Source organism: Streptomyces cinnamoneus (genome assembly GCF_002939475.1).
In the GTDB taxonomy this organism is placed as follows: domain Bacteria; phylum Actinomycetota; class Actinomycetes; order Streptomycetales; family Streptomycetaceae; genus Streptomyces; species Streptomyces cinnamoneus_A.
The window spans coordinates 3,043,699-3,069,337 of record NZ_PKFQ01000001.1 but is presented as its reverse complement, the minus strand read 5'-3'; the positions used below and the strand labels follow the sequence as shown (position 1 = coordinate 3,069,337).

The window sequence follows — 25,639 nt, the reverse complement described above, 5'->3', positions numbered from 1 at the left end:
GTTGTGACACCCGTGGGACACCACTGCGGACCATGGCCTGAGACACTGACGGGGATGAGTGAGACACCGATGCGCGCCCGTGCCGTGGTCGACCTGGCCGCCCTGCGGGCCAACGTACGCGCCCTGCGGGCCCGCGCGCCCCGTGCGCAGCTGATGGCCGTCGTCAAGGCGGACGCGTACGGGCACGGGGCGGTGCCCTGCGCCCGCGCTGCCCGGCAGGCCGGCGCGGAGTGGATCGGCACGGCCACTCCCCAGGAGGCGCTGGCGTTGCGCGCGGCCGGGGACACGGGCCGGCTGATGTGCTGGCTGTGGACGCCCGGCGGGCCCTGGCGGGAGGCCGTCGAGGCGGACGTCGACGTCTCCGTGAGCGGTCTGTGGGGGATCGAGGAGGTCACCGAGGCCGTCCGGGCCTGCGGCCGGCCGGCCCGGGTCCAACTGAAGATCGACAGCGGTCTGGGGCGCAACGGCTGCCAGCCCGCCGACTGGGAGAAGCTCGTCGCCGCGGCCCGGGACGCCGAGCGCGCCGGGCTGATCGTGGTCACGGGCGTCTGGTCGCACTTCGCCTGCGCCGACGAGCCCGGCCACCCCTCCATCCGGGCCCAGCTGAACGTCTTCAAGGACGCCGTGGCCTACGCCGAGCGCCAGGGGCTGACCCCCGAGGTGCGGCACCTGGCGAACTCCCCGGCGACGCTCACGCTCCCCGAGGCCCACTTCGACCTGGTGCGCACCGGTGTGGCGGTCTACGGCATATCCCCGGCCCCGGAGCTCGGCACGTCCGAGGAACTGGGCCTGAGGCCGGTCATGACGCTGTCCGCCTCGCTGGCCTCGGTGAAGCGGGTGCCGGGCGGCCACGGCGTCTCGTACGGGCACACCTACACCACCCCCGGGGAGACGACCCTCGCGCTCGTGCCGGTGGGCTACGCCGACGGCATCCCGCGTGCCGCCTCCGGCACCGGCCCGGTGCTCCTGGGAGGCAAGTGGCGCACGGTGGCCGGACGGGTCGCGATGGACCAGTTCGTCGTGGATCTGGGCGGGGACTCCGCGCAGGTCGGCGACGAAGTCGTGCTCTTCGGCCCCGGTGACCGCGGCGAGCCGACCGCCGAGGACTGGGCGCGGGCGACCGGAACCATCGCCTATGAGGTGGTGACGCGCATCTCCGCGCGTGTGCCACGCGTCTATGTCGGAGAGGTATCCGAAGAGGCGCCCGCGCACCGGGCCGGGAACGACCGGAACGCGGGTCACGACACCGGAAGCGACGACACGGGGGACGCGTGATGGGCGAGGGCGGCGACAGTACGGCCACGGTGGTCACGGGCGTCACGGACGCCGCGCGGACGGCCGGCCTCGGGGCGGCCGCCTGGCGGCGCGGCGCCCAGGTGGCGGGTGCGGCAGTGGGCGTCGTCGCCGCGGGAGCCGCGGTCGGGGTGGCCGTGGAGCGGCTGACCGTGGGCCGCGGCATGCGCCGCAAGGCCCGCCTCGCGCTCGACGCCTCGGGCCCGTACGGGACGCTGCGCGGCACACCGGGCACGGCGGTCGCCGAGGACGGCACCCCGCTCTACTACGAGGTCGACGAGCCCGACGGCGCCGAGCGGCCCACCAGGGCGGGCCGGCTCTTCGGGCGCCGCCCCGCCCCGCCCGTCACCGTCGTCTTCACCCACGGCTACTGCCTCAGCCAGGACGCCTGGCACTTCCAGCGCGCCGCGCTGCGCGGCGCCGTCCGCGCCGTCTTCTGGGACCAGCGCAGCCACGGCCGCTCCGGGCGCGCCAAGCCCGCTCCCGAGGGCGCGCCCGTCAGCATCGACCTGCTGGGGCGGGACCTCAAGGCCGTCATCGACGCCGCCGCCCCGGAGGGGCCGCTGGTACTGGTGGGGCACTCGATGGGCGGCATGACGACCATGGCGCTGGCCGCCCAGTACCCCGAGCTGATCGCCGAGCGCGTCGCCGGCGCGGCCTTCGTCGGCACGTCCTCGGGCCGGCTCTCCGAGGTGACCTACGGGCTTCCCGCCGCCGGCATGAGCGTGCTCCGGCGGACCGTCCTGCCGGGCGCCTTCAAGCTCATGGCCGCCCAGACCGAGCTGGTGGAGAAGGGGCGGCGGGCGACGGCCGACCTCTTCGCCGGGATCATCAAGCGGTACTCCTTCGGGGCGAGGGACATCGACCCGGCGGTCGCGCGGTTCGCCGAGCGGCTGATCGAGGCGACCCCGGTGGACGTGGTCGCCGCGTTCTACCCGGTCTTCGGCGAGCACGACAAGCTCGCGGCCCTGTCGGCCTTCGCGCACCTGCCCGTGCTCGTCCTCGCCGGCGAGAAGGACCTGGTCATCCCGGCCGAGCACAGCAAGGCCATCGCCGACGCCCTGCCGGAGGCCGGGCTGGTGATCGTGCCCGGCGCCGGGCACATGGTGATGATGGAACAGCCGGGCACGGTCGACTCCCACCTGGCCGACCTCCTGGCCGCCGCCGGAGCCGCCGGCGCGGGCAGCCCGCGCCGCGGGCGCGCGGACCGCGCGGCGGGGGCGCAGCCGGGCGGGTGAGCCGCCCGTACCCGTACCATCGGCGGATATGAACGTCCCGCATGACATCCCCGCCGCCCCGGTCGCACAGCTCACCGTCAAGTCCGCCGAGGACATGCGGGAGTTGGGCCGCAGGCTGGCGGCGCTGCTGCGCCCCGGCGACCTCGTGCTGCTCTCCGGTGAGCTGGGCGCGGGCAAGACGACGCTGACCCGCGGCCTCGGCGAGGGCCTGGGCGTGCGCGGCGCCGTGACCTCGCCCACGTTCGTCATCGCCCGGGTGCACCCGCCGCTGGGCGGCGGCCCGGCCCTCGTCCACGTCGACGCCTACCGGCTCGCGGGCGGGCTCGACGAGATGGAGGACCTGGACCTCGACGTCTCGCTGCCGGAGTCGGTGATCGTCGTGGAGTGGGGCGACGGCAAGGTCGAGGAGCTGTCGGAGGACCGGCTGCGCGTGGTCATCGAGCGCGCGGTGGGCGACGACGCCCCGGCCGACGACGCGGACGACGTCCGCAGCGTGACCGTGACCGGCGTGGGCGCCCGCTGGGCGGCGGCGGACTTCGGGCCGCTGGGCTGAGGCGTCGCGCCCGAACGACGTCGCGTGCGCGCGGGTGCCGCCCGGGTGCGCCGCGGGCGCGCGAGGGGCCGCGTGTGTACGTTCCGACAAGCCGTCGGCAAGATGTTGCGCGCGCGGCGCCGGGCGTGGTCGTATGGAGTGCGGGAGTCGGTTAGGTCTACCTAACCGCCCTGCCCGGCCCGCGCTGCCCCAGGAGGCATTCATGTCGGCCCACGAGCCCGCTGCCGCCATGGCGGACCGCTCCCAGGAGCGGCCCCTCCCGCTGTCCATGCGCGATCTGCTCGCGTCCTGCGCCGCCGCCGACGCCGTCTCCACCCCGCCGAAGGCTCCGCGCGAGCACGAGGACCGGGAGGGCGCGGCCGATCCGGCGGAGGACACGGCCGACGAGGGCCGTACGACCCGCGACGCGGCCTGAGCGGCCCCACCGGGCCCCCAGCGCGAGCGGTCGGCCGAGCGCGTCCGAGCGAAGGGTCTTCTGACCGAACGGTCGTCTGCTACCGAACGGTCGTCTGCTCAAGACGGCCTTCTGCTCAAGCGGTCCGGCCGAACGGGCTTCCGGCCAAGCGGTCCCCGCAGGGCCGCCCGGCCGGGGCGGTCGCATTGACCTGAACGGGCTAAGGCCGAGGCGCCCCTGCCGTCACCGGGCTACGGGACGACGACGACCTTCGTGTTGCTCACCGCGAACTGCCACATCGCCAGGCCGTCCGCCGGGTTCTCACGGATCCCGCCGGTCTTCTTCCCCGGCGTCGGGTTCGGCGGCCGGCCGTCCACAGCCGCGCTGAAGCCGAAGACGATCCCCGCCGCGTCCCGGTGGAAGATCACCACGTGCTCGATGGGGGTGCCGTCCGAGCCGGTCACGTTCAGCGTCCGCGAGGTCACCTTGTAGGTCCCCGGCGGCGGGCTCACGGTGCTCGGCGAGACCTCGAACGTGTGGCTGGCCTTCTCGTCCGCGCCCACGAGCCACACGCGCTTCTGCGCCAGCGCGTAGACGACCCGCATGCCCGCGCCCGAGCCCTGCGGCACCGCCTCCGGGCCCTTGCCCTGGTCCTGACCGGCCGCGTCGCCCGCGCCCTGGCCCCCGGAGTCCTGGCCCTTGTCCTTGCCCGCCGAGGCGTGCGCGGCGGCGGGGCGGTCGGGCGCGGCCTCCGCCTGGACGGCCAGGAAGCCGACTCCGGCCAGTGCCGCCGCCGTGAGGGCGGCCACGATGGCTCCCGAGCTGCTGCGTGCCACGCTGCGCACCCTTTCGTTCCTGCGAACTGCCCCGCGTGCCGCCCGAGCGCGACCGCGTACCCGCCTGCGCCGTCCTCGTTCCGCCCGGCCACGGGCTCGTACGGCTTTGCGGCTGACCGTAGCACCCGGCCCGTGCCCCCGCCGCGCCCCCGGCTGGTGGCCGATGCGCGCACCGGAGGCCCCACGGCGCGCCGTAGGCTTGTCGTGTGCTGTTGCTCGCTCTGGATACCGCCACCCCCGCCGTCACCGTCGCCCTGCACGACGGCGAGACCGTCGTCGCCGAGTCGAACGAGGTCGACGCCCGCCGGCACGGGGAACTGCTGCTGCCCGCCGTGGACCGCGTGCTCGGCGAAGCGGGCGTCACGCTCGACGCCGTGACCGGCATCGTCGTCGGCGTCGGCCCGGGCCCGTACACCGGGCTGCGCGTCGGCATCGTCACCGCCGCCACCTTCGCCGCCGCGCTCTCCGTCCCCGTCCACGGCCTGTGCTCGCTGGACGGCGTCGCCTACGCGGCCGGACAGGCGGGCCTGGAGGGCGAATTCGTCGTCGCGACGGACGCCCGCCGCAAGGAGGTGTACTGGGCGCGCTACGCCGACGCCCGCACCCGCGTGACCGAGCCCGCCGTCGACCGCCCCGCGGAGGTCGCCGGACAGGTCGCCGGCCTGCCCGCCGTCGGTGCCGGCGCCGTGCTGTACCCCGACTCCTTCCCGGGCGTGCGGGCCGAGCTCCCGCAGCACCAGTCCGCGGCCGCGCTGGCCGCGCTGGCGGCCGAGAAGCTGCGGACGGGCGGGGAGTTCCTGCCGGACCAGCCGCTGTACCTGCGCCGCCCGGACGCGCAGGTTCCGGCCAACTACAAGGTGGTCACCCCCCAGTGACCGGGTCAGCCGCGACCGTGCGCGTCCGCGAGATGCGCTGGTGGGACATCGCGCCGGTGCTGGAGCTGGAGCGCGCCCTCTTCCCGCACGACGCATGGTCGAAGGGGCTGTTCTGGTCCGAGCTGGCGCACGCGCGCGGGGCGGGCGCCAACCGCCGGTACGTGGTCGCCGAGACGGTGGCCGACGACAAGACCAGGATCGTCGGCTACGCCGGTCTGGCCGCCGTCGACGGCACGGGCGACGTCCAGACCATCGCCGTCGACCGCGACTACTGGAGCACGGGCCTGGGCGCCCGGCTCCTGAGCGAGCTGCTCACGACCGCGACCGCCTTCGAGTGCCGCGAGGTGCTGCTGGAGGTGCGCGTCGACAACACCCGTGCCCAGCGCCTGTACGAGCGCTTCGGCTTCGAGCCCGTGGGCGTGCGCCGCGGCTACTACCAGCCCGGCAACGTCGACGCGCTCGTCATGCGCCTTTCCGATCCCCCTACCGCTGTGCAAGGAATGCCCCATGGCTCGCAGGACTGACGAACCCCTCGTCCTCGGCATCGAAACCTCGTGCGACGAGACCGGCGTCGGCATCGTCCGCGGCCACACGCTGCTCGCCGACGCGGTCGCGTCGAGCGTCGACGAGCACGCCCGCTTCGGCGGCGTCGTCCCCGAAGTCGCCAGCCGGGCGCACCTGGAGGCGATGGTCCCGACGATCCAGCGCGCGCTGAAGGAAGCGGGCGTGAGCGCGAAGGACCTCGACGGCATCGCGGTCACGGCCGGCCCGGGCCTGGCGGGCGCCCTGCTCGTCGGCGTCTCGGCCGCCAAGGCGTACGCCTACGCCCTGGGCAAGCCGCTCTACGGCGTCAACCACCTCGCCTCGCACATCTGCGTGGACCAGCTGGAGCACGGCGCCCTGCCCGAGCCGACGATGGCCCTGCTGGTCAGCGGCGGCCACTCCTCGCTGCTGCTGGCCCCGGACATCACGGCGGACGTCCGCCCCCTCGGCTCGACGATCGACGACGCGGCGGGCGAGGCGTTCGACAAGATCGCCCGCGTCCTGAACCTCGGCTTCCCCGGCGGCCCGGTCATCGACCGCTACGCCCGCGAGGGCGACCCGGAGGCCATCCGCTTCCCGCGCGGCCTGACGGGCCCACGCGACCCGATATACGACTTCTCCTTCTCCGGCCTGAAGACGGCGGTGGCCCGCTGGATCGAGGCCAAGCGTGCGGCGGGCGAGAACGTGCCCGTGCCGGACGTGGCTGCTTCCTTCCAGGAGGCGGTCGTCGACGTCCTCACGCGCAAGGCCGTCCGCGCCTGCAAGGACCACGGCGTCGACCACCTGATGATCGGCGGCGGCGTCGCCGCGAACACCCGCCTGCGGGCCATGGCCGAGCGCCGCTGCGAGGACGCGGGCATCACGCTGCGCGTGCCGCGCCCGAAGCTGTGCACGGACAACGGCGCGATGGTGGCGGCGCTGGGCGCGGAGATGGTGGCGCGGGGACGGTCGGCGTCGTCGTGGGACCTGTCGGCGGACTCGTCGCTGCCGGTGACGGACCCGCACGTGCCGGGCCATGACCACGGGCATGGCCACGGCCACGACCACGACCACGTGCACGAGCTGAGCAAGCAGAACCTGTACGAGTGAGGGGCGCGGGTCAGCGCGCCAGCACGGAGGCGCCGAGCCGGGGGCGGGGGCAGGGGAGAGCCACCTTGCCGCCGCGTCCCGGGCCCGTGGTGGTGCGGTAACGGCTCTGGCGCGGGTCTCCGGGGCCGCCGCCCGGTCCGTGTGCACGTACACGCGGCTGTCGTCGCTGCTCACGCGGCTTGTCCACCGGCTCGGTGACGGGGCGGCGGCCGTCGCCGGCCTCCCTTGTCGCTCATGCCGGGCTACGCCTGGACCGGGTGCCCCAGGAGCATCGTCGGGGCGCCCGCCACGCGCGTAAGGACGATCACACAGGAGTTCGCCCCTTCGAGTTTGAGCTTCTTGCGCAGCTCCTCCGGCTCCACCGCGGACCCCCGCTTCTTGATGACGGCGACGCCGATCCCGCGCTCCCGCACGATCGCCTTCAGCCGCTTCAAGTTGAACGGCAGCACGTCCGTGATCTCGTACGCCGTCGCGTAGGCGGAGTCCCGTAGTCCGTCGCTCGTCACGTACGCGATCGTCTCGTCGACCAGCCCGCCGTCGCCCAGCTCCGCCGCGACGTCCGCCACCAGGTGGGCGCGGATGACCGCGCCGTCCGGCTCGTACAGGTAGCGGCCCATCGGCCGCACCGACGGGTCCGGCAGCCCCTGGCCCACCAGCGAGGCGCCGCTCGGCAGCAGCGTCGCCCGCCGTGCGCCCGGTTCCGTGCCGAACCACAGCACGGCTTCCTTCACGTCGCCCCCGTCCGAGATCCACTCGGCCTCCGCGTCCTCGGGGATCGCCTCGTGGGGCACCCCCGGGGCGATCTTGAGTGCCGCGTGCGGGGCCTTGCGGGCCGCTTCCACCGCCCAGGACAGCGGCGGGGAGTACGCCTCGGGGTCGAAGATCCGGCCGCGGCCGCCGCGCCTGGCGGGGTCGACGAAGACGGCGTCGTACGTCGACGTGTCGACGTCCGCGACGTCGGCGCAGCGGACCTCGATGAGATCGGACAGACCCAGCGCCTCCGCGTTGGCCCGGGCGACCTCGCAGGTCAGCGGGTCGCGGTCGACGGCCAGGACGGAGATGCCGGCGCGGGCGAGGGCGATCGCGTCGCCGCCGTTGCCGCAGCACAGGTCGGCCAGGCGGCGCACGCCGAGCGCCTCGAAGCGCCGGGCGCGGTGAAGGGCGACGGACGCGCGCGTGGCCTGTTCCACGCCGTGGGGCGTGAAGAACATGCGGTACGCGTCCTCCGCCCCGAACTTCGCCACGGCGCGCTGCCGCAGCCTCGCCTGCCCGAGCGCCGCCGAGACCAGCTCGGCGGGGTGCTCGCGGCGCAGCCGGGTGGCTGTGGCGAGCTCCCGCGCGGGGTCGTAGTCGCGCAGGCCGTCGAGGAGGCGGCGGCCCTCGTCGGTGAGGAGGGCGGTGAAGGCGTCGGTCGCGGCGTTCGGTGCGGGCACGTGCCCCATTCTCCCTTGCGGGCCGGTGCCCCACGCGGTGGACTGCCCTGGTGACGACCACTGCGAACCGCATCCTCTACCTGGTCTGCTGCGCGGCCGCGCCCGCCGTCCGGGTCGCCGACGGAGTCCGTGCCGCGCAGGACGCCGGCTGGGACGTGTGCCTGATCCTCACTCCCTACGCCCACCGCTGGCTCGAAGCCGACGTCCCGGCCCTGCGCGAACTGACGGGCCACCCCGTGCGCCATGAGTACAAACTGCCCGGCCAGCCCGACGTGCTGCCGCCGCCGGACGCGATCCTGGTCGCGCCCGCCACGTTCAACACGCTCAACAAGTGGGCCGCCGGTATCTCCGACACCCTCGCCCTCGGCCTGGTCACGGAGGCGATCGGCCTGGGCCTGCCCATGGCGGCCCTCCCGCATCTCGGCGCCGCCCAGGCCGCCCACCCGGCCCTGAGCCGCAGCGTCGACTTCCTGCGCGCGGCGGGCGTGACGGTGCTCCTCGGCGAGGACGGCTACGACCCGGGGCGGGGCGACAGGGTGGAGACGTACCCGTGGGAGAGGGGAGTGGCGGCTCTGGCCGGGGCCTGACCGGCCGGGGAGCGGGGCGGAGGGCGGCAGGGAAGATCCCCCCGCAGGGTTCTCGAACCCGTGCACAACAATCGACTGTGTGAGCCCGACTGTTTTCGGCCGCCGCCGCGCCGCCCTCGCCTCCGCCGCCCTCCTCCTCGCCGGCGCCCTCGCCGGCTGCTCCGGCTCGTCCGGCTCCTCCGGCGGCCCGGAGAAGCCGCCCAGGCCCGCGTCGTCGAAGCCCGCACCCGCGTCCCCCTCCGCGGCCGCGGGGCCCGACGCCGCCACGTACCGCCGCTGGGGCCTGGACAAGCCGCTGGCCGCCCCGCCGGCCCCGCCCGCCACCAAGCTCACTGACGGCGCGAAGGGAGCGCAGGGTGGCGGCCCGCCGGTGATCCGGCGCATACCGACCAAGGACAAGGTCGTCTTCGTGACCATCGACGACGGGGCCGAGAAGGACCCGGAGTTCGTGAAGATGACCAAGGAACTGAAGCTGCCGTTCACGATGTTCCTCACGGGTGACATCGCCCGCGCGGGCCGCGGCTACGACTACTTCGAGCAGCTGAGCGCCCCCGCCGACGGCGTCCGTAACGGCATCGCGAACCACACCGTCAGCCACCCCAACCTGCGTACCCTCCCGGCCGACGCCCAGCGGCGTGAGATATGCGGGCAGCAGGACGCCCTGGAGAAGCGCTTCGGCATCCGCCCGGCGCTCTTCCGGCCGCCCTACGGCAACTACAACGACCAGACCCTGGCGGCCGCCGGCGGGTGCGGGGTGCGGGCGGTCGTGCTGTGGGAGGCCACGATGCAGATCAACGACATGCGCTACGCCGAGGGCGACAAGCTGCGCCCCGGCGACATCATCCTGGCTCACTTCCGCGGGCCGCAGGAGCTCAAGGGCACGACGATGACGCAGATGGTCGCGAACATGCTGCGCAGCATCGAGCGGCAGGGCTACACGGTCGCGCGGCTGGAGGACTACCTCTGAGGGTCTGAGGGCCGTCTCCGAGGGCTGCCTCCGAGGGTCGCCTCTGAGGGCTGCCTCCGAGGACTGTCTCCCGGGGCTCGCCCCGTTCCGGGCGGTTCGCCGCCGACGTCAGGGCTGGGCGCCGGGGCCCCCGGCCGGCGCCGTGATCCCCTCCTGGCCGGGCGCAGGAGTGCGGGCGGTCCCCGCTGGGTAGGGCACCGTGGGCCGTCCCCGGAGCCCGGGCACACCCCCTGACCGGCAGGCTCGCCGCACGGCGAATTGGCACTCCGCTTGACCGAGTGCTAACCGCGTCATAGTCTCGGCTCCGTTGGCACTCTCCACTGGTGAGTGCCAAACACAGCGACGGGCAGATCCGGCACCCGCGACGACGGATCTACCAGGTCGCCACCTCAGACAATTAACCCCGTGAGATCTCCGAAGGGGGAGGTCGGATCGTGACGACCGCCAGCTCCAAGGTTGCCATCAAGCCGCTCGAGGACCGCATCGTGGTCCAGCCGCTCGACGCCGAGCAGACCACGGCCTCTGGCCTGGTCATTCCGGACACCGCCAAGGAGAAGCCCCAGGAGGGCGCTGTCCTGGCCGTGGGCCCGGGTCGCTTCGAGAACGGCGAGCGCCTGCCGCTCGACGTGAAGGTCGGCGACGTCGTCCTGTACAGCAAGTACGGCGGCACCGAGGTGAAGTACAACGGCGACGAGTACCTCGTCCTCTCGGCCCGCGACGTCCTCGCGGTCATCGAGAAGTAATTCACCCAAGCTTTCGAGCCTTCGAAGCTTCTGTTCTGCGCCCCTGGTTCCCGCGTCCATTCAGCCGGGCGCCCGGGGCGCAGTTCGTTTGAGAGAGATCGCGAGGATACGTAACCCATGGCCAAGACCCTGAAGTTCGACGAGGACGCCCGTCGCGCCCTTGAGCGCGGCGTCAACAAGCTTGCCGACACGGTGAAGGTGACGATCGGCCCCAAGGGCCGCAACGTCGTCATCGACAAGAAGTTCGGCGCCCCCACCATCACCAACGACGGCGTCACCATCGCGCGTGAGGTCGAGCTGGACGACGCCTACGAGAACCTGGGCGCCCAGCTCGTCAAGGAGGTGGCGACCAAGACCAACGACATCGCGGGTGACGGCACCACCACCGCGACCGTCCTGGCCCAGGCGCTGGTTCGCGAGGGTCTGCGCAACGTCGCCGCCGGCGCCTCCCCGGCCGCCCTGAAGAAGGGCATCGACGCCGCCGTCAAGGCCGTCTCCGACGACCTGCTGGCCACCGCCCGCCCGATCGCCGACAAGGCCGACATCGCCGCCGTCGCCGCGCTGTCCGCGCAGGACAAGCAGGTCGGTGAGCTGATCGCCGAGGCCATGGACAAGGTCGGCAAGGACGGCGTCATCACCGTCGAGGAGTCCAACACCTTCGGTCTGGAGCTCGACTTCACCGAGGGCATGGCCTTCGACAAGGGTTACCTCTCGCCGTACATGGTCACGGACCAGGAGCGCATGGAGGCCGTCCTCGACGACCCCTACATCCTGATCCACCAGGGCAAGATCTCCTCCATCCAGGACCTGCTCCCGCTGCTGGAGAAGATCATCCAGGCCGGTGGCTCCAAGCCGCTGCTGATCATCGCCGAGGACGTCGAGGGCGAGGCCCTGTCCACGCTGGTCGTCAACAAGATCCGTGGCACCTTCAACGCCGTGGCCGTCAAGGCCCCGGGCTTCGGTGACCGCCGCAAGGCGATGCTCGGCGACATGGCCACCCTCACCGGTGCCACCGTCATCGCCGAGGAGGTCGGCCTCAAGCTCGACCAGGCCGGTCTGGACGTGCTGGGCACCGCCCGCCGCGTGACCATCACCAAGGACGACACCACCATCGTCGACGGTGGCGGCAAGTCCGAGGACGTCGCCGGCCGCGTCGCCCAGATCAAGGCCGAGATCGAGACCACCGACTCGGACTGGGACCGCGAGAAGCTCCAGGAGCGCCTCGCCAAGCTCGCCGGTGGCGTCTGCGTCATCCGCGTGGGTGCGGCCACCGAGGTCGAGCTCAAGGAGAAGAAGCACCGTCTGGAGGACGCCATCTCCGCGACCCGCGCCGCGGTCGAGGAGGGCATCGTCTCCGGTGGTGGCTCCGCTCTCGTCCACGCCGCCAAGGTGCTGGAGGGCGGCCTGGACAAGGTGGGCGACGAGGCCACCGGTGTCGCCGTCGTCCGCCGCGCCGTCGTCGAGCCGCTGCGCTGGATCGCCGAGAACGCCGGCCTTGAGGGCTACGTCATCACCTCGAAGGTGGCGGAGCTCGAGAAGGGCCAGGGCTTCAACGCCGCGACCGGCGAGTACGGCGACCTGGTGAAGGCCGGCGTCATCGACCCGGTCAAGGTCACCCGCTCCGCCCTGGAGAACGCCGCGTCCATCGCCTCCCTGCTGCTCACGACCGAGACCCTGGTCGTCGAGAAGAAGGAAGAGGAGTCCGAGGCCGGTCACGGCCACGGTCACGGCCACGCGCACTGACGCACCGTACGCTCCGCCCGGGCCCGGTCTCCCCTCACGGGGAGGCCGGGCCCCGGCCGTATGCGGGCGGGCCCCGCGCGGCCTCGGGCAGCCCCCGGCCTCAGGCGGATTCTGGCCTCAGGGGGGTTCCGGCCTCAGGACGGCACAGGCCTCAGGGGGGCTCCGGTTTCACCGGGGTTCCGGCCTCAGGACGGCACCGCGCCCAACTGCCGCATCAGCCCGAGCATGTCGAAGATCCACCAGCCTTCGGCGATCCTGCCGTCCCGGAAGCGGTGGATGGTGACCCCGTCCATCGTCACCTCCTGGCCGGTGGGCTGAAGGCCCATGAAGTCGCCCTGGTGGGTGCCCCGCCAGGACCAGTGGGTGCTGACCTGGTCGCCCTCGGCGAGCTGGCAGTGGAGGGAGAACGCGAAGTCGAAGGCCGCGCGCCAGCCGGCGACGTCCTCCTTCAGGGCCTCGCACCCCACCACCGTCTCCTCGGCCTTGGCGACGTCGTGGTCGCGGTAGTCGGCGGTGCACAGCTCGTCGACGAGCTCCAGGTCGCCCCGCACGGCCACGTCCTCGAAGAAACGGCGGGCCGTGGCCTTGTTGAGCTGCTCGTCGCGGACGACGTCGAGATCGGTGAAGGACGGCAGGCCGTCGCAGAGCGCCACCATCTCCTCGAAGATCCGGTTGGTCTCCGGGAGGTTCGAGTTCTTCATCGCCTCTTCGTACGACGGGAACTCGATGATCTCGACGTAGTGGTCACCGGCCGAACGGTCCCGGCCGACGATCGAGTGGGTGGCGGTGCGCTTGCCCTCGGTGGCGGTGACCCAGTCGTCCATGAGCCGGTCCATGTCGTCGAACCGGCTGGTCTTGCAGTCGATCACTTGTAGGAAAGTCATGGCGCCTCCCGGGTGATATATCCAGGTTAATCCTGGAGGGTCACCCGGAAAGGCCGGTCGTCCACCCTCGTTCAGTTGGGCCCGTACCTACGGCCCGTCGACGCGCTCGCCCGCGACACCGCCCGGCGGGGCGCCAGCTTCATCAGGCCGGTCAGCGCCTTGTACCGCGGATCGGGGATGGAGAGGGCCTTGCCGCGCGCCAGGTCCTTCAGCGCCGCCTCCACCAGCTTGTCCGCGTCCAGCCACATCCAGGCGGGCACGTTGTCCACACCCATGCCGGCCCGCTGGTGGAACTCCGTCCGTACGAAGCCCGGGCACAGCGCCATCAGGCGCACCCCGCTGCCCGCCAGGTCCCGCGCCGCGCCCTGGGTGAACTGCACCACCCACGCCTTGCTCGCCCCGTACGTACCGCGCGGCACGAAGGCGGCCACCGACGCGACGTTGACCACCCCGCCGCGCCGGCGCTCGCGCATGCTCGCGGCCGCGGCCGACGTCAGGCGCAGCACCGCCTCGCAGTGCACCTTGAGCATGGTCAGCTCGTCGGCCATCGGGACTTCGAGGTAGCGGCCCCTGTTGCCGAAGCCGGCGTTGTTGACCAGCAGGTCCACGGGGTTCTTGCGATCCGAGAGCCGGGCCTCGACGGCCGCGATGCCCTCCTCCTGCGACAGGTCCGCGCGGAGCACCTCCACCTCCACCCGGTGGCGGTCGTGCAGCTCCGTCGCCTGCTCGCTCAGGCGCTTCTCGTCGCGGGCCACGATGACCAGGTTGTGTCCGTCGGCCGCCAGTCGCCGTGCGAAGGCCGCGCCGATGCCGGCGGTGGCTCCCGTGATCAGTGCAGTCGTCATACAGGAACGTTAGTGCTCGCCGCCGCCTGCTGATGGCCGTCCGCCGTCTCCCGTCGTCCCTCCGGGCCCCCGGTGGCTTCCTTCTGACGCTCCGTGTACGCCAGGGCCTTCTCCCGCAGCCGCGGTTCCAGGGCGTCACCCGCCTCCAGGAGGGTGGGCAGCAGCGCCCGTTCGGTGGTCAGGGCGCGGAAGGTGTGCGAAATGGTGACGTCGTGTCCGGGGCGGTGGACGACCGTGATGGGATCCCCTGCTCGTATTTGCCCGGGTTCGATGACGCGCAGATAGGCACCGGGCGCGGCCTCCTGGGTGAACCGGCGGATCCAGCCCCTCTCGCCCAGCCAGTCGGCGAAGGTGCGGCAGGGGATGCGCGGTGCGGTGACCTCCAGCAGGAGATCCGTACCTATGCGCCAACGCTCTCCGATGCGCGCTCCGTTGACATCGAGTCCGCTGGTGGTGAGGTTCTCGCCGAACGACCCGCCCGGCAGCGGACGGCCCAGCTCCCGCTCCCAGCCGTCGAGGTCCTCGCGGGCGAACGCGTACACCGCCTGGTGGTCCCCGCCGTGGTGGCGCAGGTCGACGACGTGGTCGCCCGCCACCCCGCTGCCCGCCGTGCCCTTGGGGCCGGGGCTCGCCACCGCGACCGCCCCCTCGACCGGACGCTTGTCGATGCCGGTTTCGAGGCCGTCGGTGAAGGAGCCCTCAGTGCCGGGGAGGTCGCCGGTCGTGCGGGAGCGGCCGACGTTCACGGAGATCAGGTACATGACGTAAGGCTAATCCCACCGCCGCCCCCCGCTCAAAGTGGCGGCTGATTATCGCCCTGCTCACCCAAGCAGGACTTATACTCGGCCCTATGATCGAGGCTCGTCACCTGAGGGTGCTGCGTGCGGTGGCCACCACCGGTTCCTTCTCCGCCGCGGCCCGCGAGCTGGGCTGCACCCAGCCGGCCGTGAGCCAGCAGATGAAGGCCCTGGAGCAGTCCACGGGCACGCCCCTGCTGATCCGCACCGGCCGGGAGATGCGCCTGACCGAGGCGGGCGAGGCCCTCGTGCGCCACGCCACCGGCATCCTCGCCGGCCTCACCGCCGCCGAGGAGGAGATCGCGGCGATCGCCGGGCTGCGCGCGGGCCGGGTGCGGCTCGTCTCCTTCCCGAGCGGCAGCTCCACGCTGGTGCCGACCGCCCTCGCGGAGATGCGGGCCGCCCATCCGGGCACCCGGGTCTCCCTCGTCGAGGCGGAGCCGCCGCGCTCGGTGGAGATGCTGCGCGAGGGCGAGTGCGAGATCGCGCTCGCCTTCCGCTACCCCGACGTGCGCGGCGCCGACCCCGCGGCCGCCGCGGAGTGGGACGACCTCGTCGTGCGGCCGCTGCTGACCGACCGGCTCATCGGCGTGGTGCCGGAGGGGCACCGGCTCGCCGGGGCGGAGCGGATCGGGATCGCCGAGCTGGAGCGGGAGCCCTGGATCGCGGGCTGCCCGCGCTGCCGGCGGCATCTGGTGGAGGTCTGCGAGAGCGCGGGCTTCACGCCGCGCATCGACTTCGCGACGGACGACTACCCCGCGGTGTTCGGGCTGGTCGGCGCCGGGCTCGGCGTGGCCGTCATGCCCGAGCTCGCGCTGGAGTCGGTGCGGCCGAAGGGAGCGCGGACCGTGCCGGTCGAGCCGGTCGTCCAGCGCGAGATCGTGGCGCTCACGCTGCCGGACCTGGCGCGGGTGCCGGCGGTGGCGGCCATGCTGGACCGGCTTGAGGAGACCGCGCGGCGCTGAGGGCTCCCAGCTGGCGGCCGGTACCCCGGCGTCCTGGCGTACCGGCGTCCTGGCGTCCCGGCTCGGCGGAAGCCAGGCGGAAGAGCCGGGCCGGAGGTGGTGAAACGTTTCTTCGGCTCGGAGGGTCGCGTCCGGGCGCTCAGGCGGTCATCGCGCCCGCGCCCGCGCCGCTCGCGGTGATGGACCGGTGCCGCGCGCGCCCCATGAGCTCCTCGCGCTCATCCTCGGTCAGGCCGCCCCAGACGCCGTAGGGCTCCCGTACCGCCAGCGCGTGCGCCGCGCACTCCGCGCGTACCGGGCAGCGCATGCACACCTCCTTGGCGGAGGTCTCCCGGGCGCTGCGGGCCGCGCCCCGCTCGCCCTCGGGGTGGAAGAAGAGTGAGCTGTCGACTCCTCGGCACGCTGCCAGGAGCTGCCAGTCCCACAGGTCGGCGTTGGGGCCGGGAAGGCGGGAGAAATCTGCCATGGCTTGTCCCCTCGAAGCGATCCGTCGAATACGTCGAAGCGATAGAGCGATCCGTGCAGTACCCATGCCCGCACATCTGCCGTGTGAGCAGATGAAAATATGACTCATTGCGAATCTAGCCACAGACAGCAGCAAATGGGAAGAAAAACAGGTCCGACTGGGCAAATGGGGCATAGCTTGGTCGGGTGGACAGGGCGCCCCTTGTGCGCCCTGCTCCGTGTCCGCGCCCTCACGTAGAGTGCCGAACACGGCCGACCAAGCCCGTAACTCTTTCGGGTGACCGTCGTTGAGAGTGCGGAGGCGGTTGACGCGTGAAGCAGTCGGGCGGGTGGCAGGTGCCCGAGCGTCGTCGACCGCACAAGGTGACGATCAGTACCAGCCTCTGGAGGCTCAAGGTGACGCGCATCAGCTGCGGAGGGCGGCCATGACATCCGTCCTCGTCTGCGACGACTCCCCGCTTGCCCGAGAAGCGCTCCGTCGCGCGGTGGCGACCGTGCCCGGCGTCGAGCGCGTGACGACGGCGGCCAACGGCGAGGAAGTCCTCCGCCGCTGGGGCGCCGATCGTTCGGACCTCATTCTGATGGACGTACGCATGCCCGGGCTCGGCGGCGTGGAGACCGTGCGCCGGCTGCTCTCCGCCGACCCCGGCGCCCGGATCATCATGCTCACGGTGGCCGAGGACCTGGACGGGGTCGCGCTCGCGGTCGCCGCCGGGGCGCGCGGCTATCTGCACAAGGACGCCTCGCGCGCGGAGCTGCGCGCCACGGTGACCCAGGCGCTCGCCGACCCCACCTGGCGGCTCGCCCCGCGCCGGCTGCGGTCGGCGGAGATGGGCGCGGCGCCCACGCTCACCGCGCGGGAGATCCAGGTCCTGGAAGGCATGAGCCACGGGCGGTCCAACGCCGAGATCGGTCGTGAGCTCTTCCTCTCCGAGGACACGGTCAAGACCCACGCCCGTCGGCTGTTCAAGAAGCTCGGCGCCTCGGACCGGGCGCACGCGGTCGCGCTCGGCTTCCGCTGGGGCCTGGTCCGCTAGGCGGGCAGGCGGGACGGGGCAGCTCGCGGACATCGTGCCGTGTGCCGAAGCGGGGGACCGACGTACCCCGCCCGCCGGGGAGCGGGCGGGGCGGAGCGCTGTGGGCGCCGCCCTCGCGGCCGCCGTTCCCGGGGCCGCTGCACGTTTCCCGCGCGCTGCCGCATCCTTGGAGTATGGAGTTCCTCGGGGACGGCTCGGGCAGGCGTGAGGGGAGGGCGCGGGAGATGACCGCCGGCGCACCCGCTCATAACGCTTCGGTGCACAACTACGGACGCGGTGCCGCGGACGATGCGGCATCAAGGCACCATGGACCGATGCGCGACGACGACACGACAGCCATCGCTGCACTCGTCGCCCGCGCAGTCGAGGGCGACCGGCGGGCCACTCACGATCTGCTCGCTCTGGTGCATCCGCTCGCGTTGCGCTACTGCCGCACGCGGCTTTCGCGACTGCCGGGCGACGCCCGCCACTTCGTGGACGACCTCGCGCAGGAGGTCTGTCTCGCGGTGCTGTGCGCCCTGCCGCGCTATCGCGACACCGGACGGCCCTTCGAGGCCTTCGTCGTGGCCATCGCCGCGCACAAGGTCGCCGATCTCCAGCGGGCCGCCATGCGCCACCCGGGCAGTACGGCCGTGCCCTCCGACGAGATGCCCGAGCAGCCCGACGACTCCCTCGGACCGGAGGAGCGGGCCCTGCTCAGCAGCGACGCGGAGTGGGCCAAGAAACTGCTCGCCAATCTCCCGGAGAACCAGCGGGAGCTCGTGCTGCTGCGGGTCGCCGTGGGACTGACGGCGGAGGAGACGGGGCAGATGCTGGGAATGTCCCCCGGTGCGGTGCGGGTCGCCCAGCACCGCGCCCTGAGCAGGCTGCGGGCGCTCGCCGAGCAGTGAGCGCACGGGCGGTCCACGGCGGCCGCCCTGCGTTTCGCAGGCATGACCCGTGTTTCGTATAAATCTCCAAGTGACGAGGGACTCAGCGGTCGTGGAATGGGACACCCCTTACGGCCGTTAGCATGGGAGTCCTCGCCGAGGCAAGACCATTTGGGAAGGTGTCATGACTGACAACGTCGACGGAATGCCCGGGAAATTCGCGATGCTCGGTCTGACATACGACGACGTCCTGCTGCTGCCGGGCGCCTCCGAGGTGCTGCCGAACGCCGTGGACACGTCCTCCCGGGTCTCGCGGAACGTCCGGGTCAACATCCCGCTGCTGTCCGCCGCCATGGACAAGGTGACCGAGGCGCGCATGGCCATCGCCATGGCCCGTCAGGGCGGCGCGGGCGTGCTGCACCGCAACCTCTCCATCGAGGACCAGGCCAACCAGGTCGACCTGGTCAAGCGCTCCGAGTCCGGCATGGTCTCGGACCCGATCACGGTCCGCCCGGACGCCACGCTGGCCGAGGCGGACGCCCTGTGCGCCAAGTTCCGCATCAGCGGTGTGCCGGTCACCGACCCCGCGGGCAAGCTCCTCGGCATCGTCACCAACCGTGACATGGCCTTCGAGCTGGACCGCAGCCGCCAGGTGCGCGAGATCATGACCCCGATGCCGCTGGTGACGGGCAAGGTCGGCATCTCCGGCGAGGACGCCATCGAGCTGCTGCGCCGCCACAAGATCGAGAAGCTGCCGCTGGTGGACGACGCCGGCGTCCTCAAGGGCCTCATCACGGTCAAGGACTTCGTCAAGGCCGAGAAGTACCCGAACGCCGCCAAGGACTCCGAGGGCCGCCTGGTCGTCGGCGCCGCGGTGGGCGTCGGCGACGAGGCCTACGAGCGCGCCCAGGCGCTCGTCGAGGCCGGCGCGGACTTCCTGGTCGTCGACAGCGCCCACGGCCACAGCCGCGGCATCCTCGACATGATCGCCAAGGTCAAGTCCAACATCAACGTCGACGTCGTCGGCGGCAACGTCGCCACGCGCGACGGCGCCCAGGCGCTGATCGACGCGGGCGTGGACGGCGTGAAGGTCGGCGTCGGCCCCGGCTCGATCTGCACCACCCGCGTCGTCGCCGGCATCGGCGTCCCGCAGGTCACCGCCATCTACGAGGCCGCCCAGGCGTGCCACGCGGCCGGTGTCCCGCTGATCGGCGACGGCGGCCTGCAGTACTCCGGCGACATCGCCAAGGCGATCGCCGCCGGTGCCGACACGGTGATGCTCGGCTCGCTGCTCGCGGGCTGTGAGGAGTCGCCGGGCGAGATGGTCTTCATCAACGGCAAGCAGTTCAAGTCCTACCGGGGCATGGGCTCGCTCGGCGCGATGCAGTCGCGCGGCCAGGCCCGTTCGTTCTCCAAGGACCGCTACTTCCAGGACAACGTCCTCTCCGAGGACAAGCTGGTCCCCGAGGGTATCGAGGGCCAGGTCCCCTACCGCGGCCCGCTGTCCTCGGTCGCCCACCAGCTCATCGGCGGTCTCCGCGCCTCCATGGGCTACGTCGGCTCGGCCGACGTCCAGGAGCTCAAGGACAAGGGCCGCTTCGTCCGCATCACGTCGGCGGGTCTCAAGGAGAGCCACCCGCACGACATCCAGATGACGGTCGAGGCGCCGAACTACTCCCGCCGGTAGTAGTCCGAGTTTCAACGAAGCCCGTGGCCGCCAGGCCGCGGGCTTCGCCGCGTCGGGGATACTGGATGCGGCAGACGTGCAGAAGGAAAGGCCACACACGTGACTGAGATCGAGATCGGGCGCGGCAAGCGCGGCCGCCGGGCGTACGCATTCGACGACATCGCCGTCGTCCCGAGTCGCCGCACCCGCGACCCGAAGGAGGTCTCGATCGCCTGGCAGATCGACGCCTACCGCTTCGAGCTGCCGTTCCTGGCCGCCCCGATGGACTCGGTCGTCTCGCCCGAGACCGCCATCCGCATCGGCGAGCTGGGCGGCCTGGGCGTGCTCAACCTCGAGGGCCTGTGGACCCGCTACGAGGACCCCGAGCCGCTGCTGGCCGAGATCGCCGAGCTGGACGAGCACACCGCGACCAAGCGCATGCAGGAGATCTACTCCGCGCCCATCAAGGAAGAGCTGATCGGGCAGCGCATCAAGGAGGTCCGCGACTCCGGTGTCGTGACCGCCGCCGCGCTCTCCCCGCAGCGCACCGCGCAGTTCTCCAAGGCCGTCGTCGACGCCGGCGTGGACATCTTCGTGATCCGCGGTACGACCGTCTCCGCCGAGCACGTCTCGGGTGCCGCCGAGCCGCTGAACCTCAAGCAGTTCATCTACGAGCTCGACGTCCCCGTCATCGTCGGCGGCTGCGCCACCTACACCGCCGCCCTGCACCTGATGCGCACCGGCGCGGCCGGCGTGCTCGTCGGCTTCGGCGGCGGCGCCGCGCACACCACCCGCAACGTGCTGGGCATCCAGGTCCCGATGGCGACCGCGGTCGCCGACGTGGCCGCCGCCCGCCGGGACTACATGGACGAGTCCGGCGGCCGCTACGTCCACGTCATCGCCGACGGCGGCGTGGGCTGGTCCGGCGACCTGCCGAAGGCCGTCGCCTGCGGTGCGGACGCCGTGATGATGGGCTCGCCGCTGGCGCGCGCCACGGACGCGCCGGGCCGCGGCCACCACTGGGGCATGGAGGCCGTCCACGAGGACGTGCCGCGCGGCAAGCGCATGAACCTGGGTGCGGTCGGCACGACCGAGGAGATCCTCCTCGGCCCCTCGCACACCCCGGACGGCTCGATGAACTTCTTCGGCGCCCTGCGCCGCGCCATGGCCACCACCGGCTACAGCGAGCTGAAGGAGTTCCAGCGCGTCGAGGTGACGGTCGCCCCGTCGCAGCACGACAACCGCTGACCCGCCATCGCCCCGGAAGGCCCGGTCCGCTTCGGCGGACCGGGCCTTCCTGCGTCGTCCGCCGTCCCGTCTCGCCGTTAGCTCCGTATAAACATTCGATCATAGGGAATACTGGCGACTTATGGCGCAAAGCAAGTCGTTCAGCGGCAGGGACATGGGCATCGACCTCGGCACCGCGAACACGCTGGTGTACGTGCGGGGGAAGGGAGTGGTGCTCAACGAACCGTCAGTCGTCGCCGTCAACGCCGAAGACGGCAGCGTGCTGTCCGTGGGCTCCGAGGCCAAGGAGACCATCGGCCGCACCCCTTCGAACATCGTCGCCATCCGCCCCTTGCGTGACGGCGTCATCGCGGACTTCGAGATAGCCGAGCGGATGCTGCGGCACTTCATCAAGAAGGTCATGGGCAACCGCCGCTTCTCGCGGCCCCGGGTCGTGGTGTGCGTGCCGTCCGGGATCACGGGCGTCGAGCGCCGCGCGGTCATCGAGGCGGCCGGCCAGGCCGGGGCCCGGCAGGTGCACCTGGTGGAGGAGCCCATGGCGGCGGCCATCGGCGCCGGCCTGCCGGTCAGCGAGCCCACCGGCTGCATGGTCGTCGACATCGGCGGCGGCACCACCGAGGTCGCGGTGATCTCCCTGGGCGGGATCGTCACCGCCCGGTCGGTCCGCACGGCGGGCGACGCGATGGACGCGGCCATCACCTCGTACGTGAAGAAGGAGTACGCCCTCGCGATCGGCGAGCGCACGGCCGAGGACATCAAGATGATCATCGGCTCCGCCTCGCCCACCACCTACGCCTCGGAGGCCGGTCTCGCCGCCCTCGCCCGGCAGGTGGCGGCCGGCGGCGGCCGTGAGGACGGCGGGGACCCGGAGGAGACCCAGGGCCTGCGCCCCGGCGACCGCTACACGATCCGCGGCCGGGACCAGGTCAGCGGCCTGCCCAAGACGCTGGAGCTGACGGCGGACGAGGTCCGGCACGCCCTGACCGAGCCGGTGGACGCCATCGTGATGGCCGTGCGGCAGACGCTCGACGAGACCCCGCCCGAGCTGGCCGGCGACATCATGGACCGCGGCGTCGTGCTCACCGGCGGCGGCGCGCTGCTGCGCGGCCTGGACGTGCGGCTGAGCAAGGAGCTCGACATCCCGGTCCTGGTCGCCGACGACCCCCTGGACTGCGTGGCCATCGGCACCGGCCGGTGCGTGGAGGACTTCACGTCCCTGCGGACCGTGCTCGACGCCCAGCCGCGGATGCTGTCCACCGGGCGGCTGTGACCCGTCTGCCGGGTTACAGCCGGTACGCCGCGCCGGCGGGGCTCGCGCCCCGGGTGTCCAGCAGCAGCTGGGCCTTGACCGCGAGCCCCTGGAGGTCGTACGTGCGGTGGTGCTGGAGAAGCACCGTCAGATCGGCGGCCGCCGCGGCCTCGTAGAGGCAGTCGGCGCGCGGCACCGGCTGGCCCAGCACCCGCCACTGCGACACATGGGGGTCGTGGTAGCTGAGCTGGGCGCCCATCTCCACCAGCCGCGCGGCGATCTCTCGGGCCGGCGAGCCCTCCTCGTCACCGACGTCCGCCTTGTAGCCGACGCCCAGCAGCAGGACGCGCGCGCCGCGCGCCGACTTGCCGTGTTCGTTGAGGAGCATGGCGCAGCGCTGGATGACGTAGCGCGGCATGCGCCCGTTGATCTCCTGGGCCAGCTCCACCATGCGCAGCGGATAGCCGAGACTGCGGCCTTTGTAGGAGAGGTAGTTGGGGTCCAGGGGGACTCCGTGGCCGCCGACGCCGGGGCCCGGGCGGAAGGCCTGGAAGCCGAACGGCTTGGTCTCGGCGCACCGCACCACGTCCCACAGGTCGACGCCGATGTCGTGGCAGAAGACCGCCATCTCGTTGGCCAGCGCGATGTTGACGTGCCGGTAGTTGGTCTCCAGGACCTTCACCGCCTCGGCCTCACGCAGCCCCTTGGCGCGGACGACCTTCTCGCAGATCCGCCCGTAGAACGCGGCGGCGGCCTCGGTGCAGGCGGGGGTGAGGCCGCCGATGACCTTGGGGGTGTTGGCGAAGCCGTGCCGGCGGTTGCCGGGGTCGATGCGGCTGGGGGAGTAGGCCAGGTGGAAGTCCCGGCCGGCCCGCAGCCCCGAGCCGTCCTCCAGGATGGGACGGATGAATTCCTCCGTGGTGCCGGGGTACACGGCTGATTCCAGGAGCACGGTGGTGTGGGGGCGCAGCCGTGCGGCGAGCGCCCGTGCCGCGTCCCCGATGGCGGTCAGGTCGAGCGCCCGGTCCTCGCCCAGCCGCGTGGGGGCGCAGATCGCCGCCGTACGGACCCTGCCGAGCTCGGCGTCGTCGGTGGTGGCGCGGAAGCCGGCGGAGAGCATCCGGCGGATTCCGGCGGCGGTGAGCGAGCCGTCGCCCTCGGTGGGGAGGTGGCCGGCGCGGAGCGCGGCGATGACGCGGGAGTCGGTGTCGTAGCCGACCGTGGGGATGGCGGCCGCGGTGGCGGCCTGGGCCAGGGGGAGGCCGAAGGGGCCCAGACCGATGACGGCGAAATCTGCGGGCATGGCGGGATAGCGGTCCTTCCCGGAGGGGATTTCCGGCGGGGATCGGCCGTTACATCAGGTTAGGCGGATATATGACTGTTATCCGGTATTGCCACGGCCCTGGCCGTGGCAGGGGCCCCGACGGTCCCAGCCCGGGGCCGAAGCCCTCCGCTCCGGGACGGCCGGAGCGGCGGATCTGGGGCAGCATCGAAGAGGACGGGTGCCGCACGGCGTGGCGACCACGCGGCGACGGTTCCACCGGCATCGGCGGCATCGGCAGCGAGAGCGGTCAGGCGGGAGGCAAAGGTGAGGACAGCGACACTCGGTCCGGCCGAGCGCGGCGAGGCGCTCGCCCGGATGGCGGAGCGGGAACTGGACATCCTGGTGGTCGGCGGCGGCGTCGTCGGCGCGGGCACCGCCCTCGACGCGGCCACACGCGGGCTGGCGACCGGCCTCGTCGAGGCGCGGGACTGGGCCGCGGGCACCTCCAGCCGCTCCAGCAAGCTCATCCACGGCGGGCTGCGCTATCTGGAGATGCTCGACTTCGCCCTCGTGCGCGAGGCCCTCAAGGAGCGCGGGCTGCTGCTCCAGCGGCTGGCTCCGCACCTGGTCAAGCCGGTGCCGTTCCTCTACCCCCTGCAACACCGGGGCTGGGAGCGCTTCTACGCGGGCTCGGGCGTGGCCCTCTACGACGCCATGTCCGTCTCCTCCGGCCACGGCCGCGGCCTGCCGGTCCACCGCCACCTCAGCCGCAGGAACGCGCTGCGCGTCGCCCCCTGCCTGCGCAAGGACGCACTGGTCGGCGCCCTGCAGTACTACGACGCCCAGATGGACGACGCGCGCTACGTCACCACCATCGTCCGCACGGCCGCGGCCTACGGCGCGGACGTCGCCAACCGGACGCGGGTCGTGGGCTTCCTGCGCGAGGGCGAGCGCGTCGTCGGCGCCCGGGTGCGCGACCTGGAGGCGCCCTCGGGGGAGAAGGGGGCCGAGTTCGAGATCCGCGCCCGGCAGGTCGTCAACGCCACGGGCGTGTGGACGGACGACACCCAGCGGCTCATCGCCGAACGCGGCCAGTTCCACGTACGGGCCTCCAAGGGCGTCCACCTCGTCGTACCCAAGGACCGCATCCACTCCACGAGCGGCCTGATCCTGCGCACCGAGAAGAGCGTGCTCTTCGTGATCCCCTGGGGCAGGCACTGGATCATCGGGACGACGGACACCGACTGGGACCTGGACAAGGCCCACCCCGCCGCCTCCAGCGCCGACATCGACTACCTGCTGGAGCACGTGAACTCGGTGCTCTCCGTCCCCCTGACGCGCGACGACGTCCAGGGCGTCTACGCCGGGCTGCGCCCGCTGCTGGCGGGCGAGTCGGACGCGACCAGCAAGCTCTCCCGCGAGCACACCGTGGCCCACCCGGTGCCGGGGCTGGTGGTCGTGGCGGGCGGCAAGTACACGACGTACCGGGTCATGGCCAAGGACGCGGTGGACGAGGCGGTGCACGGCCTGGCCCAGCGCGTGGCGGACTGCGTCACGGAGGACGTGCCCCTGGTGGGCGCCGAGGGCTACCGGGCGATGTGGAACGGGCGCGCGCAGATCGCGCAGCGCACGGGCCTGCACGTGGCCCGCGTCGAGCACCTGCTCAACCGGTACGGCTCGCTGGTCGACGAGGTCCTGGCCTACGTCCTCGCCGACCCCTCGCTCGGCCGGCCGCTCGCCGGCGCCGACGACTACCTGCGGGCCGAGATCGTCTACGCCGCCTCGCACGAGGGGGCGCGTCACCTGGACGACGTGCTCACGCGCCGCACGCGCATCTCGATCGAGACCTTCGACCGCGGCACGCGCAGCGCGCGCGAGGCCGCCGAGCTGATCGCCCCCGTGCTGGGCTGGGACACGGCCCAGGTCGAGAAGGAGGTCGAGCACTATGAGAAGAGGGTGGAGGCCGAACGCGAGTCCCAGCTCCAGCCCGACGACCAGACGGCGGACGCGGCACGGCTGGGAGCGCCGGAGATCCAGCCCGTCTAGTGCGGATGTC

Annotated in this window: 25 protein-coding genes; 18 read left to right on the top strand and 7 right to left on the bottom strand. The window is 72.5% G+C overall.

The window, feature by feature from the left end:
- The first annotated feature begins 54 nt into the window (after positions 1-54).
- From alr to CYQ11_RS13120, 4 genes are all read left to right on the top strand, one after another.
- Positions 55-1,275 (top strand): alanine racemase, encoded by a 1,221-nt coding sequence (gene alr / locus CYQ11_RS13135; protein ID WP_099199452.1) that lies wholly within the window; start codon positions 55-57, stop codon positions 1,273-1,275.
- Positions 1,275-2,531 carry an alpha/beta fold hydrolase gene (locus CYQ11_RS13130; protein ID WP_099199453.1) on the top strand — a complete coding sequence of 419 codons (1,257 nt, stop codon included), beginning with the start codon at positions 1,275-1,277 and terminating at the stop codon, positions 2,529-2,531. The genes alr and CYQ11_RS13130 overlap by 1 nt, the downstream gene beginning before the upstream one ends.
- A 28-nt stretch (positions 2,532-2,559) precedes the next feature.
- Positions 2,560-3,084 carry a tRNA (adenosine(37)-N6)-threonylcarbamoyltransferase complex ATPase subunit type 1 TsaE gene (tsaE, locus tag CYQ11_RS13125; protein ID WP_099199454.1) on the top strand — a complete coding sequence of 175 codons (525 nt, stop codon included), beginning with the start codon at positions 2,560-2,562 and terminating at the stop codon, positions 3,082-3,084.
- A gap of 202 nt (positions 3,085-3,286) precedes the next feature.
- Positions 3,287-3,499 (top strand): hypothetical protein, encoded by a 213-nt coding sequence (locus tag CYQ11_RS13120; protein WP_181143652.1) that lies wholly within the window; start codon positions 3,287-3,289, stop codon positions 3,497-3,499.
- Positions 3,500-3,729: 230 nt separating this feature from the next.
- On the opposite strand, the gene CYQ11_RS13115 is transcribed toward CYQ11_RS13120, so the two are convergent.
- Complete coding sequence (locus tag CYQ11_RS13115) at positions 3,730-4,314, bottom strand: hypothetical protein (RefSeq protein WP_099199709.1); 585 nt, start codon at positions 4,312-4,314, stop codon at positions 3,730-3,732.
- A 206-nt stretch (positions 4,315-4,520) separates the two neighbouring features.
- On the opposite strand from CYQ11_RS13115, the gene tsaB reads away from it, so the two are divergent.
- The 3 genes from tsaB to tsaD are packed head-to-tail and all read left to right on the top strand — an operon-like array spanning position 4,521 to position 6,821.
- On the top strand, positions 4,521-5,189 hold the full coding sequence (tsaB, locus tag CYQ11_RS13110; protein ID WP_099199455.1) for a tRNA (adenosine(37)-N6)-threonylcarbamoyltransferase complex dimerization subunit type 1 TsaB: 669 nt from the start codon (positions 4,521-4,523) through the stop codon (positions 5,187-5,189).
- Positions 5,190-5,221: 32 nt separating this feature from the next.
- Positions 5,222-5,713 (top strand): ribosomal protein S18-alanine N-acetyltransferase, encoded by a 492-nt coding sequence (gene rimI, locus CYQ11_RS13105; RefSeq protein WP_099199710.1) that lies wholly within the window; start codon positions 5,222-5,224, stop codon positions 5,711-5,713.
- Positions 5,697-6,821: a tRNA (adenosine(37)-N6)-threonylcarbamoyltransferase complex transferase subunit TsaD gene (tsaD, locus tag CYQ11_RS13100; RefSeq protein ID WP_099199456.1), complete on the top strand. Its 1,125-nt coding sequence runs from the start codon at positions 5,697-5,699 to the stop codon at positions 6,819-6,821. Before rimI ends, tsaD begins: the two co-directional genes overlap by 17 nt.
- A gap of 242 nt (positions 6,822-7,063) precedes the next feature.
- Here the strand turns inward: tsaD and CYQ11_RS13095 are convergent, their stop codons facing one another.
- Positions 7,064-8,263, bottom strand: a complete 1,200-nt coding sequence (locus CYQ11_RS13095) for a class I SAM-dependent methyltransferase (RefSeq protein ID WP_099199457.1) — start codon at positions 8,261-8,263, stop codon at positions 7,064-7,066.
- A gap of 41 nt (positions 8,264-8,304) precedes the next feature.
- Here CYQ11_RS13095 and CYQ11_RS13090 point away from each other — a divergent pair, with 41 nt between their 5' ends.
- From CYQ11_RS13090 to groL, 4 genes are all read left to right on the top strand, one after another.
- Complete coding sequence (locus tag CYQ11_RS13090) at positions 8,305-8,841, top strand: flavoprotein (protein ID WP_099199458.1); 537 nt, start codon at positions 8,305-8,307, stop codon at positions 8,839-8,841.
- 79 nt (positions 8,842-8,920) lie between these two features.
- Complete coding sequence (locus CYQ11_RS13085; protein WP_099199459.1) at positions 8,921-9,808, top strand: polysaccharide deacetylase family protein; 888 nt, start codon at positions 8,921-8,923, stop codon at positions 9,806-9,808.
- Positions 9,809-10,242: 434 nt separating this feature from the next.
- The gene (gene groES, locus CYQ11_RS13080; protein WP_083105757.1) at positions 10,243-10,551 is read left to right on the top strand and encodes a co-chaperone GroES; all 309 of its coding nucleotides are present in this window, start codon (positions 10,243-10,245) and stop codon (positions 10,549-10,551) included.
- Positions 10,552-10,668: 117 nt separating this feature from the next.
- Entirely contained in the window at positions 10,669-12,294 is a 1,626-nt protein-coding gene (groL, locus tag CYQ11_RS13075) for a chaperonin GroEL (RefSeq protein ID WP_099199460.1), read from the top strand.
- 185 nt (positions 12,295-12,479) lie between these two features.
- On the opposite strand, the gene CYQ11_RS13070 is transcribed toward groL, so the two are convergent.
- The 3 genes from CYQ11_RS13070 to CYQ11_RS13060 form a co-directional block, all read right to left on the bottom strand.
- Positions 12,480-13,178, bottom strand: a complete 699-nt coding sequence (locus tag CYQ11_RS13070; protein ID WP_099199461.1) for an ester cyclase — start codon at positions 13,176-13,178, stop codon at positions 12,480-12,482.
- Between the two features lie 71 nt (positions 13,179-13,249).
- Positions 13,250-14,023, bottom strand: a complete 774-nt coding sequence (locus CYQ11_RS13065) for an SDR family NAD(P)-dependent oxidoreductase (protein ID WP_099199462.1) — start codon at positions 14,021-14,023, stop codon at positions 13,250-13,252.
- Complete coding sequence (locus tag CYQ11_RS13060) at positions 14,020-14,784, bottom strand: MOSC domain-containing protein (RefSeq protein ID WP_099199463.1); 765 nt, start codon at positions 14,782-14,784, stop codon at positions 14,020-14,022. Before CYQ11_RS13060 ends, CYQ11_RS13065 begins: the two co-directional genes overlap by 4 nt.
- Positions 14,785-14,873: 89 nt before the next feature.
- On the opposite strand from CYQ11_RS13060, the gene CYQ11_RS13055 reads away from it, so the two are divergent.
- Complete coding sequence (locus CYQ11_RS13055) at positions 14,874-15,785, top strand: LysR family transcriptional regulator (RefSeq protein ID WP_099199464.1); 912 nt, start codon at positions 14,874-14,876, stop codon at positions 15,783-15,785.
- 139 nt (positions 15,786-15,924) lie between these two features.
- Here the strand turns inward: CYQ11_RS13055 and CYQ11_RS13050 are convergent, their stop codons facing one another.
- Positions 15,925-16,251, bottom strand: coding sequence for a WhiB family transcriptional regulator (locus tag CYQ11_RS13050; protein WP_099199465.1), 327 nt, complete (start codon positions 16,249-16,251; stop codon positions 15,925-15,927).
- A gap of 424 nt (positions 16,252-16,675) precedes the next feature.
- Between CYQ11_RS13050 and CYQ11_RS13045 the strand changes: the two genes are divergently transcribed.
- From CYQ11_RS13045 to CYQ11_RS13025, 5 genes are all read left to right on the top strand, one after another.
- Positions 16,676-17,287: a response regulator transcription factor gene (locus tag CYQ11_RS13045; protein ID WP_003948568.1), complete on the top strand. Its 612-nt coding sequence runs from the start codon at positions 16,676-16,678 to the stop codon at positions 17,285-17,287.
- A gap of 314 nt (positions 17,288-17,601) precedes the next feature.
- Positions 17,602-18,177, top strand: a complete 576-nt coding sequence (locus CYQ11_RS13040) for a sigma-70 family RNA polymerase sigma factor (RefSeq protein WP_240003417.1) — start codon at positions 17,602-17,604, stop codon at positions 18,175-18,177.
- Positions 18,178-18,340: 163 nt separating this feature from the next.
- Positions 18,341-19,843, top strand: coding sequence for an IMP dehydrogenase (guaB, locus tag CYQ11_RS13035; RefSeq protein WP_099199467.1), 1,503 nt, complete (start codon positions 18,341-18,343; stop codon positions 19,841-19,843).
- A gap of 99 nt (positions 19,844-19,942) precedes the next feature.
- The gene (locus CYQ11_RS13030; protein WP_099199468.1) at positions 19,943-21,070 is read left to right on the top strand and encodes a GuaB3 family IMP dehydrogenase-related protein; all 1,128 of its coding nucleotides are present in this window, start codon (positions 19,943-19,945) and stop codon (positions 21,068-21,070) included.
- A gap of 121 nt (positions 21,071-21,191) precedes the next feature.
- Complete coding sequence (locus CYQ11_RS13025) at positions 21,192-22,340, top strand: rod shape-determining protein (RefSeq protein WP_099199469.1); 1,149 nt, start codon at positions 21,192-21,194, stop codon at positions 22,338-22,340.
- 13 nt (positions 22,341-22,353) lie between these two features.
- On the opposite strand, the gene CYQ11_RS13020 is transcribed toward CYQ11_RS13025, so the two are convergent.
- On the bottom strand, positions 22,354-23,622 hold the full coding sequence (locus CYQ11_RS13020; RefSeq protein ID WP_099199470.1) for a nucleotide sugar dehydrogenase: 1,269 nt from the start codon (positions 23,620-23,622) through the stop codon (positions 22,354-22,356).
- Positions 23,623-23,907: 285 nt separating this feature from the next.
- Here CYQ11_RS13020 and CYQ11_RS13015 point away from each other — a divergent pair, with 285 nt between their 5' ends.
- Positions 23,908-25,629 carry a glycerol-3-phosphate dehydrogenase/oxidase gene (locus CYQ11_RS13015; protein ID WP_099199471.1) on the top strand — a complete coding sequence of 574 codons (1,722 nt, stop codon included), beginning with the start codon at positions 23,908-23,910 and terminating at the stop codon, positions 25,627-25,629.
- Positions 25,630-25,639: the final 10 nt, after the last annotated feature.